Source organism: Streptomyces turgidiscabies Car8, from assembly GCF_000331005.1.
GTDB classification, from domain to species: domain Bacteria; phylum Actinomycetota; class Actinomycetes; order Streptomycetales; family Streptomycetaceae; genus Streptomyces; species Streptomyces turgidiscabies.
On the sequence record NZ_AEJB01000692.1, the window covers coordinates 1 to 15,683 of the forward strand.

Here is a 15,683-nt window from a genome sequence, read left to right on the forward strand (position 1 = left end):
TCAGGCGATCGGCGCGTACACCACGCCCAGCTTGTCGATCTCGTCGCCCGAACGGCCCGTGAAGCCCACGATCTGCCAGCCCGACGGCGCCGTGAACGTCGCCGTGCTGGTGGTGGCCGTACCGGAGGTCAGGGTGCGGGCCTTGTCCGTCGTGAACGCGGCGGAGAAGATCCTTGTCCTGCCGTCCTTCTGACCCTGCGTCAGCTTCACCGAGGTGAGGTGTTCGCCGGACGCCAGGGTGAGGGAGGTGGCGGTGCCGCCTGTGCCGCCGTGGGTCAGGGTCGTGCCGCCGTCGTGGGCGAGGGACACCGCGTCCAGGCGGGAGCTGCCCCGCAGGGTGAGCGTGCGCGGCGAGGGCGTCGCCGGGAGGTCGTCGGCGTCGGAGAAGGCCGTGCCGTGCTCCCCGCCGAGGAAGTCGCTCGCGCGCAGCTTCGAGGCAACCGTCCAGGAGAAGTCGACCGTGTGGGGGAAGTGGTCGGAGAGGTTGCCGCCCGCGGAGTCCAGGAAGGACGCCCACTCGTTGTTGTAGCGGGTCGCGGAGAGGTTGACGAGCTTGCTGCCTCGGTAGAAGACCTTGTCTACCACCTCGCAGTTGTTCGTCGGCGCGGTCGTCGGGCACAGGAGCGGGTCGGCGCCCTGGACCGGCGGTGTACCGCCCTTGACCAGCTGGACCCACGCGTCCGTCAGGCCGTTCTCGGACGCGAGCGTGCGGATGTTGTCGCCGGCCCGCGTGTACCGGGTGTTCGTGTCGCCCATGACGATGACCGCGTTGCCCGACGAGTTGGCCTTGATGAACGCGGAGAGCTGCGAGACGTTGTCCCGGCGGGCGGCATGCGCCTCGTCGGTGTCGTCGGCGTTGGTGTGGACGTTGTACAGGTCCACGTAGACACCCTCGGCGATCCGCACCCGGGCGAGCGAGAAGCCCTTCGGGGTGAGGCAGTTGGTGCCGGTGCACTTGTTCCACTTCACCCGCTCGAAGTCCTGGAACGCGTAGTCCGAGAGGGTGTTGAGACCGTCACCGAAGGCCGCTCCGCCACTCGTCGCCGTGCGGTACGGGTGGTTGTCGTTCGCGTACAGCGCCGCGTGGTAGTTGAAGTCCTCCTGCACGTTGACGATGTCGTACGCGCCCAGACGCGGCGATATCAGCGGGGTGTTCACCTCCGGGTTGCCGGAGCTCACGATGCCCGGGAGGCCCGCGACGTTGTACGTGAGGACGTTGAAGGTGCCCGAGGTCGCGGCGGCGGCCGGGGTCGAGCCGGTGGCGGCGAGCCCGGCCAGCGCCAGGGCGCCGGCCACGAGGGTGCCGATGAGTCTTCTCATGGTGGGGGCGTCTCCATGGGGGGTGGGAGGTGAACACTGCTCAGGTTCGGGGGCCAACAGTGTGCTGGACAGGAGCTGTTGGGGGAACAGTGAGTGACAGACGGGCCGTGTTCAGCCGTTCACGCCCGTGTAGTGCCCAAGGCTCCACCGCCACAGCAGTCGCGCCCCCAGGAACGCCACCACCCCCAGCAGCGGCGAGGCCGCCGCCAGCCAGTACGGGACGCCCGTGTCGTGGCCGTGGCCGGTCAGGACCGCCGCCGGGAAGTACGCGACGAACGCGAGTGGCAGACCGAAGGTGAGGAACCCGCTCACCGCCTTCGGCAGCACGTTCAGCGGATAGCTGCCGAACGTGCCGAGGAGTTCCTCCAGCCAGCGCCCCCAGTAGTCGGCGGCGGGAAAGCGCAGCGAGGCGCAGGCCACCGCCGTGAACAGGGCAGCCTCCAGGAGCATCCCGCCGAGGACGCAGACCACGAGGTACGTGATGCGGCCCGCCGTCCAGTCCAGGTCGCTGCGGGAGAGCGCGCCCGCCATCAGACCCGCGGCCACCGTCAGGTCGCCGATGGCGTTGGTGGGGAAGACGGACAGCTGGACCTGGCGGAACACCGGCATCGGGCGGACCAGGTAGGTGTCGATCGCCCCCTCCTGGATGCTCCGGCCGATGCCGTGCATCCGCCCGAGGAACAGGACGAAGATGCCGTGCGCCAGCATCCGGGTCGCCGGGATCAGCAGCACCTCAGAGCTGTCCCAGCCGCCCATCCCGGCGAACCGGGTCAGCAGCACCGTCGCGAACACGATCACCGACACCTGCCAGACGGCGCCGATGGCGATCATCATCAGGAACTCGGAGCGGTACTCCAGCTGGGCACGGAAGTTGAGGCGCGTGATGCGCCACGCGATACGCAGGCCGTTCACAGCTCAGCCTCCCTGGGAGACGACTCGGAGGGCGGCCCGCCGCCACAGAAACCGGGTGAACAGGGCCAGTACGAGGATCCAGCCGGCCTGCACGGAGAGCTGGAAGGCGGCGTCGGAGAGCGGGACACGCCCCACGTACAGCGACAGCGGCACGCTCAGTGTGGCCTGGAAGGGCAGGAAGGAGCTGAGGGTGATGAACCAGTCCGGGAAGAACCACAGTGGTGCGTACACCCCGGACAGCAGGTTCTGCGCGAAGATCAGGATGAGCATCGCGGCGCCGTTGCGCAGCGTCCAGAAGCACAGCTGGTCGATGACGAGCATGACGTAGTACAGGACCAGCTGGCCGAGCAGCAGACTGAGTGCGAACACCCCGGCCACGGCCGCCGATTCGGGCGGCTGGACCACCCCGACGGCCAGACAGAGCGCGAACCCGGCCAGCGCCCACGCCAGCCCGTACAACTGCTCGCCCAGCGCGCGCAGCGCGTAGTAGCGCTGGGGCGGCAGCGGGCGCAGGTACCAGTAGACGATCGTGCCGAAGTGCATGTGCTGGAGCACGGTGTCCCGGCCCGCGTACTGGTCCAACTCCCGCAGCCGGGAGGCGAGTACGGCCATGACGGCGTACGTCACCGCCTGCTCGCGGGTGAGGCCGGCCGTCGTACCGGTCTGCTGGTACAGGCCGTTCCACAGGGACGCGACCAGGACCACCTGGACGGTTAGCCGGACCAGGGCGGCGGTCATCCGGGGCGGGGCGTGCAGCTCACCGAGCGGGGTGACCCTGGCGGAGCGCCAGGCGTGCAGGACGGCCATGTCAGCCGCCCCCGCGCGACTCGGGTATCTCGGCCTGCACGTAGGCGGCGCGCATCACGTCCTCCAGGTCGGCCTCGTCGAGGGCGATGTCCGTCACCTCGTACCGCTCGATGACCCGCTTGAGCGCCTGGTGGACCGTGGGGGCGGCCGGACCGTCGGGCCCGAAGACCACCTGGGGGCCTTCGCGCCGGAGCAGCGCGATGCCCGGGAGGGCCTCGACCTCCGCGTGCGGGTCCGCCAGGGTGGCCCGGACCTGCCAGGTGGAGCCGAACCGCTTCTTGATCTCGTCCAGCGTGCCGTCCAGCACGAGCCGGCCGTGGTTGACGAGGACGACCCGCTCGGCGAGCCGCTCGACCTCCGTCATGTCGTGGGTGGTCAGCAGCACGGTCCGGCCGCGCTCCTCGACCTGGTGGCGCAGGAACTCCCGCACCTGTTCCTTGACCACCACGTCCATCCCGATGGTCGGCTCGTCGAGGAACACGACCTGCGGATCGTGCAGCAGGGCCGCGGCCAGGTCGCAGCGCACCCGCTGGCCCAGCGACAGATGCCGTACGCGGGTGTCCCAGAACGTGGACAGTTCCAGCAGGTCGTCGAACTCCCGCAGCCGTACGGCGTGTTCGGCCTTCGGTATCTCGTAGATGTCCCGGAGGATCGAGAACGACTCGCGCACCGGCAGGTCCCACCAGAGCTGGGTGCGCTGGCCGAACACCGCCCCGATGTTGCGGGCGTTGCGCTCGCGCTCCTGGTAGGGCACCACCCCGGCGACGCGTGCCTCGCCGGACGTGGGGGTGAGGATGCCGGTGAGCATCTTGATGGTCGTCGACTTGCCGGCGCCGTTCGGCCCGAGAAGGGCGAGGAGTTCGCCCGGCGCCACGTCGAAGGTGATGTCGGAGACGGCGTCCTTGGTGACGCGCTCCGGATTGACGAGGGAGCGCAGCGCCCCGGCGAAGCCGGGACGCCGCACTGTGGTGTGGAAGGTCCGGGACAGGTTCCGGACCTCGATATTGCCGCTCAACGAACCCCCGATATAGGTGAGTTGATGAAGTCTTACTCGATGGCGGTGAACACGAAAGTGAATTTCGCGGGCGCCGCCCGGAGCAGGTACTGCGGCAACGCGCCCGGTCCGCAGGACTGCGAACCGATGCCCTGCTGCCCGTTGTCGAGGTTGACCCAGACAACGTCTCCGGGCGTCAGGTCGGTGAGGTGGTCGGCCGCCTCGAGCTGTTCGCTCGTCCAACGGCGGGCCGTGAACCAGAACTCCGGGTCGCCGTCGACCCGCAGCCCGCCCAGCTCCGCCCAACGGACGTCGGCACGGGCGCCGTTCTCCTGCGGGCGGAGGTAGGGGGTCTGGAGGTCGTCCACGGTGGACTCCCAACGGCCCAGCATGGAGGCCGACTTGGTGTCCGGGTACCCTTCGCCGGGTCCGCCGCCGAACCAGGTGACCCGGTCCGCGTCCGACAGTCCCAGCCGGATACCGAGCCTCGGCAGCGGCAGCGTCCACTCGCCCACCGGGACGACGGACACGGTCAGCTGCAGCCGGTCGCCGTCGGACGTCCAGTGGTACTCCGTGGTCAGGCCCACCTCGGCCGCCGCGGGTGCCACCCGGGTCCGTACCGTCAGCGCGTCCTCGGCCAACTCGACGGCGTCCAGGCGGTGTTGCATCCGGTGCAGGCCAAGCTCGCGCCAGAGCATGCCGTAGCGCTCGTCGGGCTGCCAGGCAGCGCCGTCGTCGTTGTCGGTGGGCGCCCGCCACACGTCCAGCCGCAGCCCCCGGACCTCGCGGCCGCCGATCGACCTCAGCGCACCGGTGCGGGCGTCGAAGGTACCGGGGCCGAGGGTGATGACTCCGTCCGCCACGGCGGGCGCGGCCGAGGCGGTGACCGTCGGCGACGGGCGTGCGGCCACCGGGACCTGGCCCCAGGCCACCTGGTGTCCCTTCTCGCCCCAGGCCGACTCGCCGGCCAGCAGCGCCCGTACCGTCCACTGGGACTCGGCGCCGCCCCGAGCGTCGGCGGGCGGCGCGGGCAGCTTCACGTCCGCCGACTCACCGGGGGCGAGGGCGGGCGCCTCCAGGGTGCCCGTCTCGACCGCCGTGCCGTCGACGTCGTACGACCACTCGAAGGTGAGCGCGGACAGGTCGGCGAAGTCGTACGCGTTCGTCACGCGCACGGTCCCGGCCGTGCCGTCGCCCCCGATCCGGACCGGCTCGATGACCTTCTTGAACTCGAGGAGCCCCGGTGACGGCGTCCGGTCCGGGAAGATCAGCCCGTCGCAGACGAAGTTGCCGTCGTGCAGTTCCTCGCCGAAGTCACCGCCGTACGCGTAGCCGAACCGGTCGTCCTTGACGCCGTGGTCGATCCACTCCCAGATGAAGCCGCCCTGGACGCGGTCGTGGGCCTCGAAGATCCGCTGGTAGTCGGCGATGCCGCCGGGGCCGTTGCCCATGGCGTGGCCGTACTCGCAGAGGATGAAGGGGAGCCCGCGCCGCTTCTCGGTGCCGCCGTCCAGCCGCTGGCCGATGCGCTCGGTCTCCGCGTGGTCGGCGTACATGCGGGAGTACATGTCCGTGTCGCGGCAGTCCCAGTCGCCCTCGTAGTGCACGAGCCGGGAGGTGTCGCGGCTGTGGATCCACTTGGCCATGGCGGTCAGCCCGCGTCCGGTGCCGGCCTCGTTGCCCAGCGACCAGATGACGACCGACGGGTGGTTCTTGTCGCGCTCGACCATCCTGGAGGCGCGGTCCAGGAGGGCCGGGGTCCAGCGGTCGTCGTCGACGGGATTGTCGCGCCAGTTCTGCTCGTGGAAGCCGTGGGTCTCCAGGTCGCACTCGTCGATGACCCACAGGCCGTACTCGTCGCACAGGTCGAGGAAGGCCGGGTGCGGCGGGTAGTGCGAGGTGCGGACGGCGTTCACGTTGTGCCGCTTCATCAGCAGCACGTCGGCCCGCATGGTCTCCAGGTCGAGGGAGCGCCCCTTCTCGGGATGCCACTCGTGCCGGTTGACGCCCTTGAAGAGGACGGCCTTGCCGTTGACCTTGATGAGCCCGTCGGCCAGCTCGACGGTCCGGAAGCCGATGCGCAACGGCACCCGCTCACCGGCGGTGACCAGCACACCGTCGTACAGGCGGGGCGTCTCGGCGGTCCACGGCTCGACCGCGACCGTCACGGGCTCGCCGGTCCTGACATCGATGTCCAACTCGGGGACGGTGACCCGCCCCTCGACGTCGGAGTCGACGCGGAGCGTGCCCTCACCGGTGGTGTGGTCGTAACTCGAGTGCGTGAAGAAGTCGAGGACGCTGCCCGCCGGGCGGTGCAGCAGTGTCACGTCACGGAAGATGCCCGGCAGCCACCACTGGTCCTGGTCCTCCAGGTAGGAGCCCGCCGACCACTGGTGGACCCGGACGGCGAGGACGTTGCCGCTGGGCTTCAGCAGCTGGCCGACGGCGAACTCGTGTGCCAGCCGCGAGCCCTTGAACTCACCGATGTCCGTGCCGTTCAGCCACACCCGGGCGCACGACTCGACCCCGTCGAAGCGGAGCACCGCCCCGCCGTCCGACAGGTCGGGCCAGTCGGACGGCAGGTCGAAGACGTGCAGGTGGTCGCCGGTCGGGTTCTCGGTCGGCACCCGCGGCGGGTCCACCGGGAAGGGGTAGCGGACGTTGGTGTAGATCGGCGAACCGAACTTTCCGTCGCCCTGGAGGACCCAGTGACCGGGGACCGTCACCTCGGCCCAGTCCCCGGCGTCGTATCCCGGCTCGGCGAACGAGTCGTCCGCTCCGTCGGCGGTCGACGACAGCCGGAAACTCCAGCTGCCGTTCAGGGACAGCGATCCGGCGTCCGAGGACGCGTACCAGGCGCGGGGCGGAAGGGCCCCGCGGCCGGGTGAGACGTCTTCGACGTAGTCGGTCGGCGTCGTCGTGGACACGGCCGTGGTGCGGGAGGACATCGGTCTCCAGGTAATTAGGGAAGGTTCAGCCCTTGATGCCCGTCTGTGCGATCCCCTGGACCAGCCAGCGCTGGAGGAAGAGGAACACGAACAGCAGGGGCAGGATGGAAATGGCGGTCGCCATGAAGATCAGGTGGTAGTTGACCGTCTGATTCGTCATGTACGACGAGAGTGCCACCTGCACCGTCCAGGCGCTCGGGTCCTGGCCGATGACCAGTGGCCACAGGAAGGCGTTCCAGCCGTTGATGAAGGTGATCGTGGCGATGGCCGCGAAGAAGTTCAGCGAGTTGGGTACGACGACACGCCAGTACGCACCCCAATAGCCGAGCCCGTCCACGCGCGCCGCCTCCTCCAGCTCTTTCGGGAACCCCAGGAAGTACTGCCGAAAGAGGAAGCAGGTGAAACCGCTGAAGAGGCCCGGGACGATGAGACCTTGGTAACTGTCCACCCAGCCGAAGGACGAGACCAGGACGAAACTGGGCACGAAGGTCACGGCGGTCGGGACCATCAGCGTGGTCAGGACGATGTAGAACACCTTGTTGGCGTGCTTGTAGGGGATCCGCGCGAGCCCGTACCCGGCGAGCGAGCAGATGAAGAGGATGCCCACCGTGTTCAGGACGGCGACGACCACGGAGTTCCACATGGACTGCGCGAAGTCCACGGTGACGTCGTCGAACGGCTCGGCGATGTTGCCCCACTGGATGTCGGTGGGGAACCACTTCCAGCTCTCGCCGGTGATCTCCAGGTCCGTCATCAGGGAGTTGCGGACGATCAGGTAGAAGGGGAGCAGGAAGAGCAGGCCGGCGACTCCGGTCGCGATGTACAGACCGGTGTTGCCCATGACGCCGCCGCGCCTGACCTTGACCGGCTTCTTCTGCCCGATCTCGGGTGCTGTGGTGGTCACTTGCCCTCCTCACCCCTTCCGAAGCCCATGATCTTGCCCTGCAGCAGGGTCACGACGCAGATCAGCATCGTCAGCACGACAGCGCCCGCGCTGCCCGCGCCGTAGTTCTGGTTCTCACCGAGAGCCATCTTGTAGAGCTCGACCAGCGGGGGCTGGCCCCAGGTGGCTTTGGCGAGCAGGTTGAAGAACTCGTCGAAGGCCTGGTAGGCGGCGACCAGCAGGAGCAGGATCACCGCGGTCGACGTCGCCCTCAACTGGGGCAGCGTGATGTGGCGGAAGGTCTGCCAGCCGGGCTTGGCGCCGTCGATGGAGGCGGCCTCGTACAGCTCACGCGGGATGTTCTGCAGCGCCGCGATGAACAGGATCATGTAGAAGCCCGACTGGAGCCACAGCCGTACGGTCACGATGACCAGCCAGTACCAGGGCGGGTCCGGGGACGCGAGCCAGGCGATGTTCTCGACGCCGAACCAGCCGATGACGGTGTTGGCGAGGCCGAAACGGACGCCGTTGAAGAGGGACATCTTCCAGATCAGCGAGGCGGCGACATAGCTGACCGCCGTGGGCAGGAAGAAGACCGACCGGAAGAACGCCCGCATGAACCGCAGCCGGTTCACCAGCAGTGCCAGGCTCAGAGAGAAGGCCCAGGTGGTCGGCACGATGAACGCCGCGAACACGGTGAACGTGACCAGCGAGTTCAGGAAGTCGACGTCGGTCAGAACCTGCTTGTAGTTCTCGAAACCGACGAAGTCGCTGGGTGTGACCGTGAAGCGTGCCTCGAAGAAGCTGAGATAGATGCTCCAGCCGATGGGCACGAAGACGAAGACGATCAGGCCGATGAGGAACGGCCCGGTGAAGAGCCAGAAGTTGAAGGTGCTGCTCGCCCGCAGGCCCCGCCGCGGCCGGTCCTTGGAGACCTTGGCCGAGGCGGGCTGGGCGACCCCGCGCGTGGTGGTGGTCGACATTTCGCAGTCCGTCCGGTGGTCTATCCGAAGAGCTTCTTGAGTTCGGTGTCGACCTTCTTCTCGCAGGCGTCCAGCTGGGCCTTCGGGTCGTCGTCCTTACGCACGGAGTTGGCCATCACGTCGTTGACCGACGAGATCATGGCCTGGGTCCAGCCGATGTTGTCGAAGTGGCCGAACTCGTTGAACAGCTTGACGCCCTCGGCCGGCAGACCGTCCTTGAGCTTGGTGGCGGTCTGCGCGATCGACGTGCGCGGCGGGATGTGGAAGCCGTAGGAGGTGGCCCAGTCCTCCTGGTACTCCTTCTGGTCGATCCACAGCCACTTCACGTATTCCTTGGCCGCCTCGACGTTCTTGCCCTTGGCGTTGACGAACATCGACCAGCCGCCGTTGGTGACCGACTGCTTGCCGGCGGATCCGACCTTCGGGAAGGGGAAGATGCCGATGTCGTCGCCGAGCGCCTCGATCATGGCCGGCATGGCCCACATACCGCACCACTGGATCGCCGTCAGGCCCTGGGTGAAGGCCGAGGGGTCCCACCAGTCGGCGGGGGCGCCGAGCAGCAGGTTGCCGCTGGTGAACAGGGTCCGCAGCTGCTTCAGGCCCTCGGCGACGCCGTCCGTGTTGAAGGCGGGCTTGTTGTCGGCGGTGAGCGTGTCGGCGCCGGCCGACCAGATCAGCGGGCTCTGGACCGGGGTGAGGTCGTTGCCGAGGTAGGCGCCCTTGATCTTGTTGGTCTTGAGCTTGGCGGCGGCCTCGATCAGCTCTTCCAGCGTGGTCGGTACCTCGACCTTGGCCTTCTCGAAGAGCGAGGGGCGGTAGAAGAAGAACTGCGGGTCGTCGATCATCCGGACGCCGTACACCTTGCCGTCGACCGTGTGCGACGTGATGTCGGCCTGGTTGAAGTCGTCCTTGACCGGGTCGATGATGTCGGACAGGTCCGCCACCTGGCCGCTCTTGATGAGCTGGATCTGCGGGTGGAACTCGAAGACGTCGGGTGCGTTCTTGGTGAGCAGCGCGGCGAACAGCTTCTGTTCGAAGTTGGAGCCGGTGATCCACTGCGTGGAGACGTTGGCGCCCTTGTAGGCCTTGGCGTACTTCTTGATGGCCTGCTCGGTGCCGGCCTCGCCGTACGCGTGGAAGTACTGGACGAGCGAGTCTCCCGACCCGCCGCCGCTGCGGCCGTTGTTCCCGCCGCACGCGGTCAGTCCGCCGGCTGCGGCCAGGCCCATGGCGGCCCGCAGAACGTTCCGGCGGTCCCAGTTGCTGTTGCTCAATGCCGACATGTGACGTCCTTGTCTCGAGTACGGCTGCGGCCCTGTCGCTTCAGCGCCAGATGGCTCAAATGAACTTGCGGAGGCGGACGTTAACCTTCGGCTAAGCCTTCGGCAAGGGGTTGGACGAAGCCCGTTCGAAACGTTGCGGAGTGTTCGGGATTTCGGACGCGACAAACCGGCGGACCGCGTCAACTGCGGTTCGCGCCGGGGTGGTTGGGGGTTGGTCCAGACCTATTTCAGCGGCATCGGGCCACCCCGCCGGGCGGTCGACGACCGCTGGGTGACCAGGGACAGAGCGCCTTCGAGCGCGAACGTCGCCGCGCCCAGGCACACCGGGTCCCCCGGGATGGGGGAGAGGACGATCTCGGTGGCCGCCAGGGGCCGTTTCAAGGCGTGCCGGGCCACGGCCTCGCGCACCTCCGTGACCAGTGGCTCGCCGAGCGTGGCCGCGACCCAGCTGCTCAGCACGACGATCTCCGGATTGAGCAGATTGACCAGATCGGAGATGCTCGCGCCCAGATAACGAGCCATGTCCCGGACCACCCTGACGGCCACCGGATCACCGTCGGCGACCCCACGGGCCAGCGCGTCGACGGTCGCCGTCTGGTCGTCGGGACGCAGCAGCGCGCCACCCGGGTCCAGCTCCGCCAGGTTCAGCATGATCCCCGGCGCGCCGACATACGTCTCGACGCAGCCGTGGTTGCCGCAGTGACAGGGGCGCCCGTCCAGGACGAGGGTCGTGTGCCCCCATTCCCCGGCGCTGTTGCTGACCCCCCGGTGCACCGCGCCGCCGATCACCAGGCCGGCGCCGACGCCCGTCCCGAGGTTCACCACGACAGCGTTGCCATGTCCGCGTACGGCTCCGAACCACAGCTCGGCCACGGCGCAGGCGCGCAGCGGGTTGTCGAGGTACAGCGGATAGGCGATGTGCTCGGTGAGCAGGTCGAGGAGGGGCACGTCGTGCCAGTCCCAGTTCGGCGCGTACTCGGCGATACCGGTGACCCGGTCCACCTGCCCCGGCACGCTCACCCCGACGCCCAGCACCCGCGCGCCCTCGATGCCGGCCTGCGCGACCACGGAACCGACGGCCGTGGTGACGTGCCCGACCACCTGCTCGGGGCGGCTCTCGCCGGGGCGCATGTGCTCGGCGGCGCGGGCCAGGACGTTCAGCCCCAGGTCGAACAGCTCGGCCCGGACGTAGGTCTCCGCGATGTCGACGCCGATCAGCGCGCCCCCCGACGCGTTGACCGCCACGAGTCCCCGGGGGCGTCCGCCCGCCGAGTCCTCGAAGCCGACCTCGGTCAGCATCCGCAGGTCGATCAGCTCCCCGACCAGCGTCGCCACCGTCGCCAGGCTGAGCCCGGTGGCGGCGGCCAGCTCCTGCCGGGAGGTGGGCGACTGGGCGATGATCTCGCGCAGCACCTCGTAGCGGTTCGCGGTGCGGATGTCACGCGATGTGCGCTTCACCACCGGGCATGCCCCCTCGCCGTGCGGACCTCAGTGCGGACAGCCCGGGGCACGACGGCACCGGCGCGGCGCCAGGCTATGGGCAGCGGGGGAGGTTCGACAAGGGGTTAGGAAAGGGGCTGATGAAAGTGTCGGCGCACTTGACAGCGCACCCGGCGCGAGGTCAGCCGCCGAGCGCCTCCCGTACGAACGCGTTCGTGAACTTCGCCGACGGGTCCAGGAACGCCCCCAGCGCCCCGAAGTCCGCCAGTCGCGGATACCTTCCGCGCACCACCTCCGCCGCCACGGTGAACACCTTGCCCCAGTGCGGACGCGGCCCGAACGGGTTCAGCGCGGCCTCGACCCGCCGCACCACCGGCAGCACCGCCTCGGTGTCCGCCACCCAGGTGAAGTGGAACGCCACACTGTCCCGCCCGTACGCCGGGCTCAGCCACTGGGTGTCGGCGGCGATCGTCCGGATCTCGCACACCTGGAGCACCGGCGCGACGACCTCCCGGATCGCGTCGAGCGACCGCAGCGCGTCCAGGGCGTACGGGCGCGGCAGCAGGTACTCCGACTGGAGCTCCTCGCCGCTGCTCGGTGTGAACTCCGCCCGGAAGTGCGGCAGCCGCTCGTGCCAGGGCCCCGGCACACCGAACTGCTCCGTGCAGTTCACGGCCGGCATCCCCGGCACCGGGTGCATCGCCTCGGTGGCGGGAGCGGCCCACGGGAAGTCCGGCGGCGCCTGGTCGGTCCGCCGCTTCAGCCACACCTGCCGGAAGCCCGGCGCCCGCCAGTCCGTGAACAGACTCACGCTGTACGCGGCGCCCGCCACAGCCTCGAAGTCCAGCCCGTCCAGCGGGAGCTCGGTGAACACGTACTGCTCGACCTCGAAGTCCGCCTCCAGGTCCAGCGTGAGGGCCGTGACGACGCCCAGCGCGCCGAGCGAGGTGACCGCCCCCTCGAACCGGTCCTCGCCCCGGGTGATCGTCACCGTCGAGCCGTCCGCCGTGACCAGCTCGACCGCGCGGACCGCGGCGGCCAGCGAACCGTTGTCGACGCCCGAACCGTGCGTCCCCGTCGCCACCGACCCCGCCACCGAGATGTGCGGCAGGGACGCCATGTTGTGCAGCGCGAGCCCGCGCCCGTGGACCGCCCGGGCCAGCTCCGCGTACCGGACCCCGCCCCCGACCCGGACCGTACGGGCCGCGGTGTCGACGTCGATCTCCTGCGGCAGCCCGGCCAGGGACAGCAGGACGCCGCCGGCGCCCGGCTCGGCGATGTCGTTGAAGGAGTGCCCGCTGCCCAGCACCCGCACCCCGGCACTCCGGGCCACGAGCGCCCGCAGGGCGTCCAGGGAGCGCGGTCGGTGCAGCTCCGTGGGCGTGTAGATGATGTTGCCCGCCCAGTTGGTCAGCGTCTCGGCCATCGGGTCCGTCCCTCCGCTCAGATGCGTCGACCTTCTCACGCAGGGGGATGTGACATGCCCGAGGGGCCCCGCGGCCACGGACGCGCAGGCGGGGGCATACCGTGAGGAGTCGAACGCCGGAGTACCGCCGGAGCTGGAGGAGACACGGGATGGGCAGCCGCACCGCGCTGGTCGAGGATCTGATGGAGCGCTTTCCGCATGTCCCGAGGGAAGCCGTCTTCAAAGAGGACCTGCTCAGGGGTGGTGTGGCCTTCGATCCGTCCGCGCTCAGCGACAACGAGAGCGGCGACGTCAAGCCGAAGTCGTACTTCATCTTCTCCTTCGACCACGGCACCCTCCCCGAGCTGGGCGAGGCCGCGCTGCGCCGCCCGCCGGAGGAGATCATCCTCACCGGCGGCCCCTACGACCTGCGCCGGACCGTCGTGTCGGTGCGGGTGAACCCCGCCTCGCCCTACCGGGTCGCCGCCGACGAACACGGCGTCCTCGGCCTCTACCTGGACGGGAAGCGGATCTCCGACGTCGGGGTCCCGCCGATGCCCGAGTACTACCGCCACACCCTCTCCAACGGGAAGTCCGTCATGGAGGTGGCCCCGACCATCCAGTGGGGCTATCTGATCTACCTGACCGTCTTCCGGGTCTGCCAGTACTTCGGCGCCAAGGAGGAGTGCCAGTACTGCGACATCAACCACAACTGGCGCCAGCACAAGGCGGCCGGCCGGCCCTACACGGGCGTCAAGGACGTCGACGAGGTGCTTGAGGCACTGGAGATCATCAACCGGTACGACACCAACCGGACCTCCACCGCCTACACGCTCACCGGCGGCGCGATCACCTCGAAGCTCCAGGGCCGCGACGAGGCCGACTTCTACGGCATGTACGCGAAGGCCATCGAGGAGCACTTCCCGGGCCGCTGGATCGGCAAGGTCGTCGCCCAGGCGCTGCCGAAGGACGACGTCCAGCGTTTCAAGGACTACGGCGTGCAGATCTACCACCCCAACTACGAGGTGTGGGACCGCAAGCTCTTCGAGCTGTACTGCCCCGGCAAGGAGCGCTACGTGGGCCGCGACGAGTGGCACAGGCGCATCCTCGACTCGGCGGACGTCTTCGGCGCGCGCAACGTCATCCCCAACTTCGTTGCCGGTGTGGAGATGGCCGCGCCGTCCGGGTTCACGACCGTCGACGAGGCCATCGCCTCCACCACCGAGGGCCTGCGCTTCTTCATGTCGCACGGCATCACGCCCCGCTTCACCACCTGGTGCCCCGAGCCCACCACCCCGCTCGGCAAGGCCAACCCCCAGGGCGCGCCGCTGGAGTACCACATCCGGCTGCTGGAGGCCTACCGCGCCACGATGGACGAGTTCGGCCTCGCCTCGCCCCCCGGCTACGGCGAACCCGGGCCCGGCCGCGCGGTATTCTCCGTCAGCTCCTTCATGGACAGCCTGCCCGCCCGTGAGCCCGCGTCGAAGACGTGAGCCGAAGGACCGAGCAGGGCTGAGAACGGCCGAGAAGGACTGAGACGAGCCGAGAAGGCTGAAAGCAACTGAACGGAACGGCGTCGCGGCCCGTATGGGGGCAGGAGAACCCGCACGTCGTTCCGCTCACCTCACGACCCCCGTACGGCGAGCCGCGTTGACATGTGCCGACATGTGAATACGTCGCTTGTCAGTTGTGCGGGATACGTGAAAAGCTCGGGGCTCCGTTCTGGGAAACGTTCCCCAACTCCCCTGTTCCCAGGGGTAGTTGACGTTTGATCTTGACCTTGACGTTGGCGTGTGCAAGCCGTTGATGCTGGAGTCCCCCCATATGCCAGATCTGCCGACCCCTCAGGACGCCGCCGAAGCAGCGCTGTTCTCCGAGTGCTGGGACGCGGTCCTCTCGTACGCCGACCTGTGCACGTCCGGCGCGTCCGCCGGCACCGAACTGGCCGCCGAGGCGTTCAGACACGGTATCCACGCGGCCCGGGCCGCCGACTTCGGCGCCCGCCACACCGGGCGCCGCATACCCCACCTGCCCTGGATACCCCTCCTCCTGGCGGCGGTTCGCAGCACCGCCACGTCCTGGGAGGAGACCGGGCACGGCAACCATCTCGACCCCGACCTGCGGCTGTGGCTCAACTCCGACAAGGCCGCCCGGTACGTGGGCCCCCCGCTGCGCCGTCCGCTCGCCCTGCGCGCCCTGCGCGACATGCAGGAACCGGACGCCGCCCTGCTCTGGCTGGCCGAAGTGGAGGCGATGCCGCTGGCCGTCGTGGCCCGTCGGCTCGGCCTCGACCCGGAGAGCGCCGCCGAGGAACTCGCCCAGGTACGCGTCCTGTTCAGGGACCGCTGCCAGCGCAACCTCCTCGACACCCCGATGAGCCCAGACTGCCGCCGCTTCGCCCGGCTGCTCGACGCGGTCACCCGCTCGCAGGGCGCCGAGGTCCCCGAGGACCTCTCCCGGCACCTCGCGACCTGCGTGGAGTGCGCGGAGGCCGCCGCCTGTCTCCGGCTGTACGGCGGGATCGGCGGGCTGCCGGCCGCGCTCGCCGGCGGCGTCATCGGCTGGGGCGGCCTCGCCTACCTGGAGCGGCGCCGCCGCGCGGCCGAGGCGGGCCTGCTCGGCGGGCGCGGTGAAGCGGGCTTCAACACGGGTCTCACCATGGGGGAGTCGCGCCCGCGCATCGGCCGTACGGCGATCCTGGTCGCGGC

Annotated in this window: 11 protein-coding genes and 1 pseudogene; 2 read left to right on the forward strand and 10 right to left on the reverse strand. The window is 69.2% G+C overall.

The window, feature by feature from the left end; genetic code table 11:
• The 10 genes from STRTUCAR8_RS48035 to STRTUCAR8_RS48080 all read right to left on the reverse strand — a co-directional run bounded on the left by STRTUCAR8_RS48035 (position 1) and on the right by STRTUCAR8_RS48080 (position 12,996).
• The gene (locus STRTUCAR8_RS48035; RefSeq protein WP_006383816.1) at positions 1 to 1,320 is read right to left on the reverse strand and encodes a jacalin-like lectin; all 1,320 of its coding nucleotides are present in this window, start codon (positions 1,318 to 1,320) and stop codon (positions 1 to 3) included.
• A gap of 111 nt (positions 1,321 to 1,431) precedes the next feature.
• Complete coding sequence (locus tag STRTUCAR8_RS48040) at positions 1,432 to 2,232, reverse strand: ABC transporter permease (protein WP_006383819.1); 801 nt, start codon at positions 2,230 to 2,232, stop codon at positions 1,432 to 1,434.
• A gap of 3 nt (positions 2,233 to 2,235) precedes the next feature.
• Entirely contained in the window at positions 2,236 to 3,039 is an 804-nt protein-coding gene (locus STRTUCAR8_RS48045; protein ID WP_006383821.1) for an ABC transporter permease, read from the reverse strand.
• A 1-nt stretch (position 3,040) separates the two neighbouring features.
• Entirely contained in the window at positions 3,041 to 4,054 is a 1,014-nt protein-coding gene (locus tag STRTUCAR8_RS48050; RefSeq protein ID WP_006383815.1) for an ABC transporter ATP-binding protein, read from the reverse strand.
• A 32-nt stretch (positions 4,055 to 4,086) separates the two neighbouring features.
• A complete protein-coding gene (locus tag STRTUCAR8_RS48055) occupies positions 4,087 to 6,981 on the reverse strand; it encodes a glycoside hydrolase family 2 TIM barrel-domain containing protein (protein WP_006383818.1) in 2,895 nt (964 codons plus the stop codon).
• A 25-nt stretch (positions 6,982 to 7,006) separates the two neighbouring features.
• On the reverse strand, positions 7,007 to 7,885 hold the full coding sequence (locus STRTUCAR8_RS48060) for a carbohydrate ABC transporter permease (protein WP_006383820.1): 879 nt from the start codon (positions 7,883 to 7,885) through the stop codon (positions 7,007 to 7,009).
• On the reverse strand, positions 7,882 to 8,847 hold the full coding sequence (locus tag STRTUCAR8_RS48065) for a carbohydrate ABC transporter permease (RefSeq protein ID WP_006383826.1): 966 nt from the start codon (positions 8,845 to 8,847) through the stop codon (positions 7,882 to 7,884). The genes STRTUCAR8_RS48060 and STRTUCAR8_RS48065 overlap by 4 nt, the downstream gene beginning before the upstream one ends.
• Before the next feature lie 20 nt (positions 8,848 to 8,867).
• On the reverse strand, positions 8,868 to 10,130 hold the full coding sequence (locus tag STRTUCAR8_RS48070; RefSeq protein WP_006383817.1) for an ABC transporter substrate-binding protein: 1,263 nt from the start codon (positions 10,128 to 10,130) through the stop codon (positions 8,868 to 8,870).
• Between the two features lie 222 nt (positions 10,131 to 10,352).
• Positions 10,353 to 11,588: an ROK family transcriptional regulator gene (locus STRTUCAR8_RS48075; protein ID WP_044474160.1), complete on the reverse strand. Its 1,236-nt coding sequence runs from the start codon at positions 11,586 to 11,588 to the stop codon at positions 10,353 to 10,355.
• 163 nt (positions 11,589 to 11,751) lie between these two features.
• Positions 11,752 to 12,996, reverse strand: a complete 1,245-nt coding sequence (locus STRTUCAR8_RS48080; RefSeq protein ID WP_006383825.1) for an FAD-binding protein — start codon at positions 12,994 to 12,996, stop codon at positions 11,752 to 11,754.
• 149 nt (positions 12,997 to 13,145) lie between these two features.
• Here STRTUCAR8_RS48080 and STRTUCAR8_RS48085 point away from each other — a divergent pair, with 149 nt between their 5' ends.
• Both STRTUCAR8_RS48085 and STRTUCAR8_RS48090 read left to right on the forward strand, forming a co-directional pair.
• Entirely contained in the window at positions 13,146 to 14,468 is a 1,323-nt protein-coding gene (locus STRTUCAR8_RS48085) for a radical SAM protein (RefSeq protein WP_006383823.1), read from the forward strand.
• Between the two features lie 331 nt (positions 14,469 to 14,799).
• A pseudogene (locus STRTUCAR8_RS48090) lies at positions 14,800 to 15,683 on the forward strand (cellulose-binding protein); the annotation flags it as partial.

Bases quoted from the DNA above. Each gene is read 5' to 3' on its own strand.
- STRTUCAR8_RS48065 (WP_006383826.1), bottom strand. From the start codon at position 8,847: ATGTCGACCACCACCACGCGCGGGGTCGCCCAGCCCGCCTCGGCCAAG.
- STRTUCAR8_RS48070 (WP_006383817.1), bottom strand. From the start codon at position 10,130: ATGTCGGCATTGAGCAACAGCAACTGGGACCGCCGGAACGTTCTGCGG.
- STRTUCAR8_RS48035 (WP_006383816.1), bottom strand. From the start codon at position 1,320: ATGAGAAGACTCATCGGCACCCTCGTGGCCGGCGCCCTGGCGCTGGCC.
- STRTUCAR8_RS48045 (WP_006383821.1), bottom strand. From the start codon at position 3,039: ATGGCCGTCCTGCACGCCTGGCGCTCCGCCAGGGTCACCCCGCTCGGT.
- STRTUCAR8_RS48080 (WP_006383825.1), bottom strand. From the start codon at position 12,996: ATGGCCGAGACGCTGACCAACTGGGCGGGCAACATCATCTACACGCCC.
- STRTUCAR8_RS48085 (WP_006383823.1), top strand. From the start codon at position 13,146: ATGGGCAGCCGCACCGCGCTGGTCGAGGATCTGATGGAGCGCTTTCCG.
- STRTUCAR8_RS48055 (WP_006383818.1), bottom strand. From the start codon at position 6,981: ATGTCCTCCCGCACCACGGCCGTGTCCACGACGACGCCGACCGACTAC.